This window comes from Peribacillus frigoritolerans, assembly GCF_040250305.1.
Classification (GTDB): Bacteria; Bacillota; Bacilli; order Bacillales; family DSM-1321; genus Peribacillus.
The window spans coordinates 1,890,394-1,903,850 of sequence record NZ_CP158190.1; the positions used below are offsets into that span (position 1 = coordinate 1,890,394).

The 13,457-nt window shown below is 36.6% G+C and carries 14 protein-coding genes; 10 read left to right on the forward strand and 4 right to left on the reverse strand.

Annotated elements, in window-relative coordinates; translation table 11 throughout:
• The first annotated feature begins 687 nt into the window (after positions 1-687).
• From ABOA58_RS09360 to ABOA58_RS09370, 3 genes are all read left to right on the forward strand, one after another.
• Positions 688-1,011 (forward strand): hypothetical protein, encoded by a 324-nt coding sequence (locus ABOA58_RS09360; RefSeq protein ID WP_350302054.1) that lies wholly within the window; start codon positions 688-690, stop codon positions 1,009-1,011.
• A gap of 27 nt (positions 1,012-1,038) precedes the next feature.
• Positions 1,039-1,320, forward strand: coding sequence for a hypothetical protein (locus ABOA58_RS09365; RefSeq protein ID WP_350302055.1), 282 nt, complete (start codon positions 1,039-1,041; stop codon positions 1,318-1,320).
• Positions 1,321-1,472: 152 nt separating this feature from the next.
• Positions 1,473-1,844, forward strand: coding sequence for a YxiJ family protein (locus tag ABOA58_RS09370; RefSeq protein WP_350302056.1), 372 nt, complete (start codon positions 1,473-1,475; stop codon positions 1,842-1,844).
• Positions 1,845-2,310: 466 nt separating this feature from the next.
• Here ABOA58_RS09370 and ABOA58_RS09375 read toward each other — a convergent pair whose 3' ends face one another.
• Positions 2,311-3,195 (reverse strand): LysR family transcriptional regulator, encoded by an 885-nt coding sequence (locus ABOA58_RS09375; RefSeq protein WP_350302057.1) that lies wholly within the window; start codon positions 3,193-3,195, stop codon positions 2,311-2,313.
• A gap of 164 nt (positions 3,196-3,359) precedes the next feature.
• Here ABOA58_RS09375 and ABOA58_RS09380 point away from each other — a divergent pair, with 164 nt between their 5' ends.
• From ABOA58_RS09380 to ABOA58_RS09390, 3 genes are read left to right on the forward strand one after another with little or no spacing between them, the layout of a single operon-like run.
• Positions 3,360-3,749, forward strand: a complete 390-nt coding sequence (locus ABOA58_RS09380) for a tautomerase family protein (RefSeq protein ID WP_289349472.1) — start codon at positions 3,360-3,362, stop codon at positions 3,747-3,749.
• Between the two features lie 18 nt (positions 3,750-3,767).
• Positions 3,768-4,970 carry a YbfB/YjiJ family MFS transporter gene (locus tag ABOA58_RS09385; RefSeq protein ID WP_350302058.1) on the forward strand — a complete coding sequence of 401 codons (1,203 nt, stop codon included), beginning with the start codon at positions 3,768-3,770 and terminating at the stop codon, positions 4,968-4,970.
• 34 nt (positions 4,971-5,004) lie between these two features.
• Complete coding sequence (locus ABOA58_RS09390) at positions 5,005-6,081, forward strand: NAD(P)H-dependent flavin oxidoreductase (RefSeq protein ID WP_350302059.1); 1,077 nt, start codon at positions 5,005-5,007, stop codon at positions 6,079-6,081.
• Between the two features lie 192 nt (positions 6,082-6,273).
• On the opposite strand, the gene ABOA58_RS09395 is transcribed toward ABOA58_RS09390, so the two are convergent.
• Positions 6,274-6,624, reverse strand: a complete 351-nt coding sequence (locus ABOA58_RS09395; RefSeq protein ID WP_350302060.1) for a hypothetical protein — start codon at positions 6,622-6,624, stop codon at positions 6,274-6,276.
• Positions 6,599-6,985: an SMI1/KNR4 family protein gene (locus ABOA58_RS09400; protein WP_350302831.1), complete on the reverse strand. Its 387-nt coding sequence runs from the start codon at positions 6,983-6,985 to the stop codon at positions 6,599-6,601. Before ABOA58_RS09400 ends, ABOA58_RS09395 begins: the two co-directional genes overlap by 26 nt.
• A 395-nt stretch (positions 6,986-7,380) precedes the next feature.
• Here ABOA58_RS09400 and ABOA58_RS09405 point away from each other — a divergent pair, with 395 nt between their 5' ends.
• Positions 7,381-7,452 (forward strand): HNH endonuclease, encoded by a 72-nt coding sequence (locus tag ABOA58_RS09405; RefSeq protein WP_350302832.1) that lies wholly within the window; start codon positions 7,381-7,383, stop codon positions 7,450-7,452.
• 320 nt (positions 7,453-7,772) lie between these two features.
• Complete coding sequence (locus ABOA58_RS09410; protein ID WP_350302061.1) at positions 7,773-9,461, forward strand: hypothetical protein; 1,689 nt, start codon at positions 7,773-7,775, stop codon at positions 9,459-9,461.
• A gap of 569 nt (positions 9,462-10,030) precedes the next feature.
• Here the strand turns inward: ABOA58_RS09410 and ABOA58_RS09415 are convergent.
• Complete coding sequence (locus ABOA58_RS09415; RefSeq protein WP_350302062.1) at positions 10,031-10,681, reverse strand: cupin domain-containing protein; 651 nt, start codon at positions 10,679-10,681, stop codon at positions 10,031-10,033.
• 344 nt (positions 10,682-11,025) lie between these two features.
• Here ABOA58_RS09415 and ABOA58_RS09420 point away from each other — a divergent pair, with 344 nt between their 5' ends.
• On the forward strand, positions 11,026-12,918 hold the full coding sequence (locus ABOA58_RS09420; RefSeq protein WP_137020531.1) for an OPT family oligopeptide transporter: 1,893 nt from the start codon (positions 11,026-11,028) through the stop codon (positions 12,916-12,918).
• Positions 12,908-13,273: a hypothetical protein gene (locus tag ABOA58_RS09425; RefSeq protein ID WP_350302063.1), complete on the forward strand. Its 366-nt coding sequence runs from the start codon at positions 12,908-12,910 to the stop codon at positions 13,271-13,273. Before ABOA58_RS09420 ends, ABOA58_RS09425 begins: the two co-directional genes overlap by 11 nt.
• Positions 13,274-13,457 lie beyond the last annotated feature (184 nt).

A 13,457-nucleotide genomic window follows, 5' to 3' on the forward strand; every position in this document is an offset into this window, starting at 1 on the left:
ACCTTGCATTACGGTGTTTACAATGATTATCGGTCTATGGCATATATCTTCATAGTCATTGGATTGTCTTTAACATTAATTGAACGGTATTTACTAGAAAAGGCAACAAAAAAGGAACTAATTGGGCTAGGTTTGACATTTCTACTAATCATTTCATCTCAATTGTGGGTTATATATTTTTTGTAATTGAACAAACGGATGCTTTACCTCAATATCAGGAGCCAATTAGCTGCTCTTTTTTTTATGGACTAAAGAGGCAGAATAATTGAGGATGTATTTTAGAGGAATATAATTGGAGTAATTATGAAGATAAAAAGAGGATACAAAAGATGAAAAAGAAAGGCAAAGAAGGTTTTTTCAAAAGCATAATTAATGAAATTCGTGATTCCATCTTATCTGAATTGGTTTTTAACATCTTAACTCTTATTCCAAGAATGATAATTCGTTTAGTAAAGAGTTTATTTTAATTGATTAAGTCGGAAGTACTTCTTAATGAACTAACGGGTGCGTTAGCTGAAAGATCTGAGCTGTCTTTAAGGCAGCTTTTTCTTATGGTACTAACGGGGCAGGTTAGTTCATTAAAGAAATGTACATTGGCATATTTTCCTTACATAAGTAAGGAAGGATTTCTGTTAGGATGATTATCGGAACGTAATTATATGTTGAATATAGGAACGAGGATAATGTATGAATGAAACAAAAGAAGTTTTGCCATTAAGGAAATCTTATTGGAGTATTTTATCACTGGTTTGTGTTTTATTAGGAATTCTATTCTGGTTTATATTCTTTTTGGTTCCTAGTCAAAATATAGGTCTTGACCAAGGGATTCCTATTTGGGCTTGGACTTTTATTATGAATCCAATTGGTATCATCTTGGCTAGGATAGGTTCAAAATACAATAATAAATTTTCTTTGTTTGGGATTGCAGGGAATCTATTTATGACATTTAGCATATTTTTTGCTTGGTATATTGGTTATCTAGTTGAATGGCTGTCCTCCCTTATTCATTAAAAATTTTCTAATTAGAGTTAAACCATAATGGTTTGGAAAAAACGTATAAAAGAAAGGAATTTTAAGCTAGGTGGGATTAGAGTGGTTAAAGACTTTTTTGGTTCTATATTTGCAACTATATTTGGTATTATCGCAACCTGGACTGGTTTGATCTATACGACTCGTTATCGGTTTGATAATAGAAAATTTTTTGAACACATCAAATATATAACGCCCTTACCTCTAACATTTAATTATTGGCTTCTTAAAGTTTTATTTATTTTTGGAGGATTAATGTGTGTTGTTTTGGGTCTATACGAAATTCTTTAAGGTATTCCTTAATGAACTAACGGGGGCGTTATCTGTAGATCGGTGCTGTCTTTAAGGCAGCTTTTTCTTTATGCAACTAACGGGGCAGGATAGTTGAACAAGAAAATGTGATAAAATATGTAAGTAACTTATTTACTTTAAAGGGTGAAAACATGGAGAATATCTTAAAACAACTATCTGATATTAAAAAGGAATTGGAAAAGCCGTTTCCATATAGAGATATGGACAAAATACAAGAAGATTTTCGAACAGAGTTTTGTAATTTATCAGTTGAAGAGGACTGTCTAACAGGTGATTTTAATACTTACTGTATGAATATAGCAGGAACTCTAAGTTATATTTTAGTAGGTAAATTGAATGAAATCCCTCAAGGTCAGATTGAAATGATACATCTTTCCTTCTTTGATTTATTTAAAAAGTATAGATTTTTTGAAGACAAAATAGGGAACTTTAACGATTTTTCACAAGAATATAAAAACTATGAAGAGACAAGGGAATTATTATTACAGTTGCTATGTAAATAAACATTCCTTATTAAGCTAAAGGGTGCGTTAGCTGAAGATCGAAGCTGTCTTTATGGCTGGAACTAACCGTGCGTTCGTATTATAAGGTTAGCCAGTTTTTACTGGTTGGCCTTTTTTAAATAGAACCGTTATATAATTAGCCAGGGGAGGACGTACGGGTGCGTGGGGCTTGATCCCGTGAACTAAACTGTCCGCCCCCTACTTGTAGAAACAAGTTTGAGGCTGGTTGGGATGCAGATCTCACGTAGTGGTTTTTTATCTCTGAAACCACTCGTATGCCGCAATGGCAGCTGACAATCTGGATCCTTTTTAAAATCTGAATTAGGAACAGGGAAGCTGCCACTTTGTATGAACTTTGTTTCCTTCGAATGTAAGTAAGCTTTGATAATAATGTTCAACTTCCAACACCTCAATGACACATTAAACGAAATTATTTTATTCTTCCTTATCGAAAATATAATCTAGGTTACCCCTCTATTTTATTAATTAGTTCCTCCTCTTCACTCAACAAATTTATAAATTTTTCTAAGGATGCAGGTACATACTTATCTTTTCGATAAATGAAAACTGTCCTAACTTTTCCATTCGGAATTGAGTGTTGTCGAATGATTCCTTCTTGTACCTGTTTTGAAACAACACTTTGCGGAAGCATACTTATACCTAGACCAGCTGCTACACAACCGATGATCCCATCTATAGTGCCAAATTCCATTATCTTATTGGGTATCATCTTCTCTTGTTGTAGCCATAGTTCAAACTTTTCCCGATAAGCACATCCTGCATGAAATACAAGCAGCGTCCTTGTTTGAATATCTTTGATAGAAGATATAGGAGGATGAACTGTATCTGTAATGAGCATTAGTTCTTCTTCGAATACTTCTTTCTGAATGAGATCTGGATGATTAATGGGTCCAGCCACAAATGCTCCATCAAGTTCATTCTGAAGGACTGCTTGAATATTTTGTTCAGTGGAGCCTGTTTTTAAAGTTAAATCAACCTCTGGAAAATCTTTGTGATACTTTGAAAACAAGACTGGTAAGCGAACTGCTGCGGTTGTTTCCATTGAACCAATAATTAACGGACCTCTGGGTGTTTGATCATCATTCATCATATTTTTGGTCTCTTCTATAAGATCGAATATTTTTTCTGTATATGTTAGCAACATGCTTCCTTTGTCAGTTAATGCAGTGCCACGATTATGTCTATAAAAAAGAGTTGTTTGAAGATCCGATTCCAACTGCTGTATTTTCATCGTGATATTTGACTGTGCATATTGAAGTTCTCTTGCTGCTTGAGAAATGCTTCCCATCTTAGCAACACTGTGGAAAATTTTTAATGAGTGCAAATCCAAAATAATCTCTCCTTAGTTGATATATCTTTTAGCCATCATTATGAGTGATACCAAATATCGATTTTAAGTATTATACCATATAGCAAAAAGAAGATATGCTTATAATATCCTACATTTCAGTTGGACACTCTAAAATCATTATTTATTTTGAGGGGAGATACAAGATGCCATTATTACGTTTTGATTTAGTAGAAGGAAGAAACGAAGAAACTTTAAAGAAATTATTGGATTCGGCTCACCATGCGATGGTGGAAGCTTTCCAAGTGCCTGAAAGTGACCGTTATCAAATAGTTCATCAGCACCCGCCGCATGAGCTAATAATCGAGGATACCGGACTGGGGTTTAAAAGAAGCAGAGACCTAGTAATCATTAGTATTGTAAGTAAAAAAAGAACTGTAAAACAGAAAGAAACCTTATACTCACTTCTTGCTCATAAACTTGAATCGGACTGTGGGATTTCTCCACAGGACTTGATGGTTTCTATAACAGAAAACAGCGATGCTGACTGGAGTTTTGGACGAGGGGAAGCACAGTTTCTAACAGGTTCATTATAGTTAATTGGAGGAGAATCTTTGAAGAATCAAACTTATCATTTTTTAATAGGGGGAATATTTTCTTTAATCATTGCTATGGGGATTGGAAGATTTGCATATACTCCCATTCTTCCTCTTATGCAAAAAGAACTTTCTTTATCAAATACAGCTGCTGGTTATATAGCAACCAGTAATTACGCAGGATATTTGCTTGGAGCAATTTTAGCAAGTGCCATTCCTTTTAAGAAGTATAGAACCATTTTGTTAAGAATAAGTCTAATCATCAGTATCTTAACCACTGCCCTAATGGGTCTCACATACTCTAATTCACTTTGGAATGGACTTCGCTTTCTCTCAGGATTTGCCAGTGCTTTTGTATTGGTCTTAGCCTCCGGTATCGTGTTAGATAAACTTGCAACTATAAGAAAAACCAGTTGGTCGGGGATGTTTTATGGGGGAGTAGGTTTGGGAATCTTTTTATCAAGTCTAATGATTCCGAGTTTAAACCATTTATTTCGGTGGGAAGGAACATGGATAGGACTAGCTATTGTGAGTGGAATTCTTGCTATCTTTGTATGGATCTGGCTCGATGAAACCCCCAACGTCGTCGAGAAGAAAAATAAACGAGATATGATTGGAAAAGTGCCCCCCTCTAAATGGCTTATATGGTTGATTATTGCGTATGGTTTAGAAGGATTGGGTTACATTGTTACAGGAACGTTTATCGTAGCTATCGCTGAAAAGACCTCATCCTTTCATAATGGTGCCACCTTAGTTTGGATGATGGTGGGATTGGCTGCGATTCCATCCTGTCTTATCTGGTCTTTACTAGCTAAAAAATGGGGATTCATTAAATCTTTAGTGCTTGCAATGGCTCTGCAATCCTTCGGTATTGCGATGCCAGCCTTTTGGATGTCAAAAACTAGTTTTGTCATTAGTGCTTTATTATTTGGAGCCACCTTTATGGGTATCACCACCCTGGCTACAACATTGGGACGAGAAATGAATCCATCTGATAGCAGTCGGACTATTGGCATTCTCTCTGCTATTTATGCTATTGGACAGTTGATAGGACCAGCCCTTGCTGGAGTCTTATCATCATTCACACATGATTTTAATGCTGCTTTTATTGGCGCAGCGTGTGTTGTCTTCTTTGGGGCAATTTTGCTTTCAAGTGGGATTCATTTCGAGATCAACCCTAACGTTCATCCATACAATATAAAAAAAACAGAAGAGAATTAATTAGGATTAATATACAAAATTGGGGGAGTCATTGATGTTAAATAATGAAATGATGAAGCATTTGAAGATTAAGAATCCTATTATACAAGCTCCTATGGCTGGCGGGATCACCACTTCGAATTTAGTGGCCGAGGTATCCAATGCTGGGGGACTTGGAATGATCGGAGCAGGCTATCAGACACCAATACAAACGAGAGAGCAGATTAGAGAAATCAGGCAGTTAACTTCAAACCCTTTTGGCATCAATCTATTCGTGCCAAACGAATTTAACGTAACGCCTGACGCAGTCCAGTCAGCTAACCAGCTTTTACACACCATTCGTAAGCAATTAAATTTAGAACAAACAGACAGCTTTGACATTCCTGAGTATAAAAAAATTTATGAAAGCTTCATTGAACAAGTTAAGGTTGTCATTGAAGAGAATGTATCTATTTGTTCCTTTACATTTGGGATTCCTCCTAAGGAAGTGATGGATGAATTAAAACAGCATAACATCACTCTTATAGGAACAGCTACAACGGTAAGGGAAGCAGTTGCAAATGAAAAAGCGGGAATGGATATGGTTGTTATGCAAGGCAGTGAAGCTGGCGGGCACCGCGGGAACTTTATTGATGGTCATCAGGAGAGCCTAGTAGGTTTAATGTCACTTATTCCGCAGGCTGTTGACAATGTAAGCATACCTGTTATTGCTGCGGGCGGAATTATGGATGGAAGAGGATTAATGGCTTCACTCTGCTTAGGAGCACAAGGTGTACAAATGGGCACAGCTTTCTTGACTTGTATAGAAAGTGGGGCACACAAGGTACATAAAGAAGCCATTTTGAATGCTGATGAAGACCAGACAACCTTTACCCGCGCCTTTTCTGGTAAATGGGCAAGAGGTATTAAAAACAAATTTATTGCAGATATGTCGGATCATGAATTGCTTGTACCCGATTTTCCTGTTCAAAACCTATTAACTCAAGAAATTAGAAAAACGTGCAGTGGACAGAATAATCAAGACTTCATGTCACTCTGGTCTGGCCAGAGCCCAAGATTAGCTAAAAATCAATCTGTTGTATCATTAATGAAAAATATTATTACAGAAGCAAAAAAAATAAATCTATTATGAGATGTTACGAGGTTAAAAGAATTCTGCTTTTCAAGCGGATCATGTAATTAAAAGCAATGGAGAACCCTTATGTAATGGGGTTCTCCATTGCTTTTTTAGTTAAATGACAACATTTATTGGTCCATACTCTTTTTTTCTAGAGCTCTTGAAAAGTTTTCTGCAGTGGAGTCCTGTATATCATGAGTAACTGAGTTAGTTCCTGTTTATAAAGTCAAGTAATAACTTGTGTGAATACTTTATATCACTATTTATTTCACTATCTTCTACAGAGCCTAAAATACGCAACGCTTTTCTTATTATGATTTCATCAGTTACAAACTCATCGGTAATTAATTCAACTAAATTTTGAGATGCGCTTTCTTGAATATATATATCTGAGTTAGTTTCAAGGAACATAATCAGTGTAGATGCGAGTTCTGTCAAATCTTTATAACTACTTACCCATATGCTTATACGATCTAAAATGTCCTCAGTATCTATACTTTTACACAACTCTTTTGCACGTTCAACGGATAACTCATATCCACCAATGTATTTGGACAAATTCTTTAAAAGTCTTAAAGATAACGGAAATTTTGTTCTCTTCAGTGTCAATAAATGTTATTTCTGGTTCATCTTTATTTTTTCTATAATCTAATACAAGCCACGTGTGTCCATCTCCGGAGATTGTTACAAAATCTTTTTCTTTAATTCCCCATTCATTAAGAGGGTATTTTGATTTATAAATTCCTTCATTCTCTTTAATTCCAAACAGAAAGTCTACAGCAATACGATCATCAGCGTAGGAATTTTTAAAACTCACTGGTAATGCCTTGTATTTTAAATATCGCCCATTTTGAATTTTTAATAGTTCAATATATTCTTTTGGGAGATTAATGTTTAAATTTATTTCAGCATCAAGGATATCTCCTGCTGTTAATTCATTTAGTTTTTTTCATCAAAATCCATATCTTCGAATTCTTCAAAAATAGATTCCAAGTATCGCACTCTCCTTTATTATTTTCACTTAAACATAATATAAATAATACTAGCAGCGACGTTGCGAGATATGTTTAACAGACACTAGTCAAGACTTTTAAAAGGATCTATATGGGCATTTAGCTAGTAAATCTCAATCTATTACAAAAGTCCCATTTGATAAATATGGTTTTCCTGAATTTAAGGAATATGCACAGGTAAGGTATAAGAGGAATATTGGAAATTTACTAGTAAAGCCCAAAATAGGCATTGTAATATTAATTTAGCATTGGCAGCGGAAGTAAATCCATCATTAAAGTATCTTATGAAAAATAGGAAATAATCCTTAAGGGCTTTGTTTGGCACCATCATCAACAAAGAGGGCTAATGCAATTATTCGATAAGTCAATTTGAGCTATTAATAGCAAAATTTCTTATCCTAAGCTTTTTTAGTGAAATAAGTATCATCGATTAATAGCGAGAATAATTTATAAACTTGCTATTGAGATTTATAAAAACGAGAGTAATAAACTTTAAAAAGGGGTCTATAAAGAATCTGTTAAGTGAATTCCTAATAATAGTGAAGAACATTTTTCCCGCGTTAGTAATAGGCAACGTAAGTACAAAAAGTATCCAATCTAAATAATTCCATTAGATAAAAAAGATGGGAAATAAGTTGTGAAGCATGGTAGAATTATAAAATGTGAGTAGAATGTCATAGGAGGAATGTATCGATGAAAAAATACTTAATGGTAGCAAGTGCATTATTTACCATTCTAAGTCTAATCCTGATTAACGGAGGCATGAACGTTTCAGCAAACGTTGGACTTGATTCAATGCAAGCAGCAAAGCCAATCAATGTAAATGCTGTTAACCATGCCATCCTTAATGGAAATGGAGATTATGAAGATTATTGGAAATTCACGTTGACTAAACCGGGACAAGTCACCTTTAACATGAATAACTATCCGGGATATGCATGGGAATTTGAAATCTTAGATGGTAGTGGAAATGAGTTTACAGGTGGAACAACTGATTACAGCAATAAAGCGATGGGTGTGTCGGCAAGGAAAGTAGGATTGCCTGCTGGTACTTATTATATACATATTGAAGATTATACTGATTCTATTAATAAAACATATTATTTTACTGTTAATTTTTCAGAAAATGCAAATGTGGAAAACGAATTCAACAACAGTTCGAGTGTAGCAAACCGAATTAATTTGAATACTCCTTATGTTGGTGAGATACAAAATTATAGCGATGAGGATTATTTTAGATTCACCCTCCCTGAAGATGGGGCAGTCACTCTCAATATGAGTCAAAAAGCTGATGTCGGATGGGAAGCGAGCATATTAAATAAAGAAGGGGAAGTGCTTAGTGAGCTGACGACTGAATATTCTTCAAACGTCACAAAACCGACAGAACGGTCGGTCGGGCTACCTAAAGGAGAGTATTTAATTCATATTGAAGATTATTTCGATTCAATTCACCAGCCCTATGCCTTTACCGTGAAGTTTGCAAAGTCAACTACCTATGAAAAAGAATTCAATAACAACGCCCAGCAGGCAAACAGTATTGGGTTGGGCAAAAACTATTACGGGCACCTCCAAAGTTACGGTGACGCCGATTATTTTACTTTTTTCCTATCAAAACCATCAAGTGTATCTCTAGAGGTGGGAAGGAAGCCATCTGTCAGTTGGAATATGAGCCTTTATAATTCAAACGGTGATGAAGTGGGATCGTTTCATACGAAGTATGACCAGTTTGCAAACGGTATAGAATCGAAGAGGTACTCTCTTCCGGCAGGGCGGTACTATATATCGGTGGACGATTATTCAGACGCTCTTAATTATAGATACCAACTGGCTGTAAAAGTCCCAACGCCGTCTATCAGCAGTAAGTCGGTACAAATAACAAATTATGTAGGCAAATCAGATAGCGTGAAAGTGAGTGCCCTGGCTAAAGGCGATGTAGTGAAGTTGTTCGATTCGAAAGGAAAGCTATTTGCTACATCTAAACCTGTTTCAGGTTCCTCTACAACTTTTAACATCAAACAATTAGGAAAAAATGCCGGCTTTATTTATGTGTCAAACATCCGGAGTGGTATGCTTGAGAGTTCAAGAGTAAAGGTATCGTTTAAAGCTGAACCGAAGACACCTAAGCCAAGCGTTTCCAACATTACGGTTAAGAATAATAAAGGAAAGTCAGATTCAGTAATAGTCAAAGGATTGAAAAAAAGCGATGTTGTAAAACTATATTCATCCTCCGGGAAGTATCTATCAAAAAAAACATCAACTTCTTCCTCTGCAACCATTACGGTTAAGCAGTTAGGTAAGGGCTCAGGATCAGTTTATGTAACCCTGACACGCCCTGGAATGAATGAAAGCGACAAAGTGAAAAAAACATTTAAAGCAGAATAGCATATTAGAAGAGTAGAGTGTATTATCAAAAAGGATTAGCGGCTTACAAAGCAAGGGGAGAAAATTTGGTATTAAAAATTTATATCATGGGGAATAAAGAAAAAGGGAGACACTCAAATAGGGAGTGTCTCTTTTTAGGCGATGAAGAAGATTGTTCAGAGCTGTATTCTTCATGAAATGTTAATGATATAAGGATATCGACTGAAAGCCTCTTAGGATACAAAGGGAATGGAGACAACCGCAAAAATGAAGTGAATAATCTGTTGCTGTATTAGGGAGAGCAATTTAGAATTTCTTATATTATAAGAAGAAACTCGATAGAATATATATAAAATGTATAATGACCAATTGTATCTAAGTGTGTATAGGAGTGATAATGCTCATAAACCATGCACCAAGATGTAAGTTATTGGAGTAAATGAATTCGGCTTTTTAAGCGGATCATGAAAAAGCAATGGAGAACCCTAATGTAATAGGTTTCTCCATTGCTTTTTTCGATTTATAGACGTCATCCATGACATGAAGGGGGAAAGGCCTTGATCAGGGTAAACGGCTTCCCAACGTTATCTTCAATAATAATATGGGGGATTTGGCTGGTAATGATAATTGTATGCCGGGGCAGTATACATTTGGTTACCATAGGAATTATTATATTGCGGATATTGCTGCATGTCTTCTTCGGCCGCTCGATGGCAGTTGGCTGGCGGACCGATGAATGTTGATGGCTGAACCGGTGCAATTGCTTTTTTCCATTGGTTTTCATCCATGCAATAAGTATGTGCCATAATATTTGCAGGCGTCAATTTCAAGATATCGGAACCGAGGATCACCTCAGGTGTTGGTGCATTAAAAATGGCGAGCAAATGAGTATTATCCGTATTAGCCACTTCATAATGCCACCAACCTTGTGGGACGTTGGCTACTTGACCGGGTTTAATGGGATAATTTTGTATTTGCTTTGTAAAAGGATTCAGTAATGAAACGGTTGCCGCTCCAGAAATGCAATACACGAGCTCTGCTGCATTTTGGTGATAATGCGGTTCTACGACATTGTCTGTACTAAGGTAAATATCTAATAATGAAACATTTTCGAGTGTGTTCAATTGTTTGATGCCTAATACATTTATATAGTTTTGATTGTCTTTTTTCATTAAATTGCTTTTATTAATATCGAAAAAGTATTGTGTGGATGGTGAAGTATAGTCCATATAGGAGACCATGAATTTATCATTCCTTTTTTTAAGACTTGATTTTTCAGGATATGTTAAATCTCATTTTAATGTGCAATAACCCAGTGGGTTATTTGCCTATGGAGCTAATAAGGAGTATTGAAGATACTGTCATTGAATGAATGATAGGCAGTGACTTCGTGTAACGAATAAGCCAAAAAACCGATGGTTATTAGAATAATATTATTTTTAAATATTTTAAAACCGAATCTACTAAACTGAATTTTTGATATAATCAAACTTTTGCTAAGCGTAATTTTCCCATTGCATGACTTTAAATTACAGTGATATAATGTTCTCTGTGATTTTAAAGTTTAACATAGGAAGTGGCTAAATTGTCGAACAATTCAAAAGAGAGTAAATTCGTCCCGTACGTCTCTGCATCTAAATCTCTACCGGAATTGACTGCAACTGCAATCATTCTAGGGATCATTCTTGCAATCGTATTCGGGGCGGCAAATGCATACTTAGGCCTACTTATTGGTTTAACTGTCTCTGCTTCAATACCCGCGGCGGTAATTTCAATGGCTATTTTAAGAGGGGTTTTTCGCAGGGATTCAATATTAGAAAACAATATTGTGCAAACGATGACCACGGCAGGTGAGGCTATTGGTGCCGGTGCTGTATTTACCATTCCAGCATTATTCATGTGGGACATGGACGTGAGTCAAGCATTCATCATTTTCGTTGTTTTAACTGGGGGATTTTTAGGGGTCTTCATGATGGTTCCCCTTCGCCAGCTTTTAATTGTAAGGGAACATGAAACATTACCTTATCCTGAAGGTACGGCATGTGCCGAGGTCCTAAAGTCAGGAGAAAAGGGTGGTACAAGCGCGAAACTAATCGGAGCCGGTTTGGTTATCGGCGGTGTGGTTAAAGGGCTTGGTGATGGGTTTAAGCTTTTCAAGACAGAGGTTGAAACAGGAATCACGAATTTTAAAAATGCGGTGGTTGGTCTTGATGCCTTTCCTTCCCTTTTGGGTGTAGGTTATATTATTGGACCTCGTGTTGCAGGACAAATGCTAGGTGGGGGTTTATTAGCCTGGGTTGTTCTAATACCGGCCATCAGCTTTTTTGGCGGAAGCAATGGAACAGCCATTTTCCCTTCTGATGTACCGATCGGTGAATTGGATGCATGGGGAATTTGGGATAATTATATACGCTACATTGGTGCTGGTGCCGTTGCAACTGGCGGATTGATCACATTGATCAAAACATTACCAATACTTTTCAGTTCAGTTTTCGATACTCTTAAAGGTGTAAAAGCCAATAAAGGGCAACTAAAATCAGGTTCGATCCGTACAGAACAAGACATACCGGCTAAATACGTTTGGCTGGGAACGATCATCGTTATTTTAATCATTGCTTTCACACCTATCACGGATGTAGGAATCATCGGTGCGATTGCAATTGCGATTTTTGGGTTTTTATTCGTGACAGTAGCTTCAAGGGTTGTTGGGATCGTCGGAAGTTCTTCTTCCCCAGTCTCAGGAATGACGATAGCTACACTATTGATTGTAGCGATTGTCTATAAAGCTACTGGTTTTACTGGTACGACGGGGATGGTAGCCGCTTTAACCGTCGCTGCGATCATTTGTACGGCACTTGCGGTTTCAGGTGATGTTTCTCAAGATCTAAAAACAGGATATATCGTCGGCGGAACACCATGGAAACAACAAGTTGCCATGATGATCGGTGTTGTTGCATCAGCTTCTGTCATTGGTTTTATCCTGGTTCTGATGGATAACGCATATACGATGGGATCTGCAGAACTGCCTGCACCTAAAGCGGCACTGATGAAAATACTTGCTGAAGGTGTTCTTGGAGGAGACTTACCTTGGACACTCATCTTTATCGGTGCGGCTATTTCGATCACATTAGAATTTTTCGGTCTAAATTCACTTGTTGTTGCTGTCGGCATATACTTGCCGGTTCATACTAGTGCCCCAATCATGATCGGTGGATTTATTCGTTTCTTCGTTGAGTTCTTCTCGAAAACAAAAGAAGCGCTTAAAGCACGGGTTGATAGAGGTGTATTATTTGCATCTGGTTTAATAGCGGGTGAATCATTGATTGGTGTACTTATTGCCATATTGATCGCAGCAGGTGTCCAAGTTCCGGCTGCGGCTAAATTAGCCAGCAATTTGCTACCTTTCCTACTATTCCTTGCTCTAGCTGGATTGCTATGGTTCGTATCCAGCAAAGGGAAAAAAGAAGATGCTTCGTAAACGCCAATCAAAAAAGAGGAACCTGTTAACCATGGTTCCCCTTTTGGAAAAACGCGTCACTATGGTACAAGAATCTTCGGAAGCAACTTTTTTAGTCATTCAAAGGACCAATTTTGTGGAACGAATTACAATTCGTTTCTTTAAACAACCATCAGTCCGTAAAATCAAGCTTGATAAGTTTGGGGCATATGCCATTAAACAGATGGAGTTCCAAAGAAATGTAAATCAGATTTCTGAAGCGATGAGTGAACATTTTGGAGAGGAAGCAGAACCAACCTTACCGAGGTTGATGAAATTCCTGGAAATTCTTGAGGTTCATGATTGGATCATATGGGATGATGAAGAAGAAAAATGAAAAAAAGCTGAAGCTCTTTTGGATGCTTCAGCTTTTTTCTGTTTTAAATTTGATAAAAATCAAAAATTTTCATAGTTTACGACATTCTAATAATCTGTATTTTTACGAAAATGAACTATGAGTATAATTATTTGTAATAACTTTATATACGTTGTATTCTTGTACTATTAGTCATGATTAATAA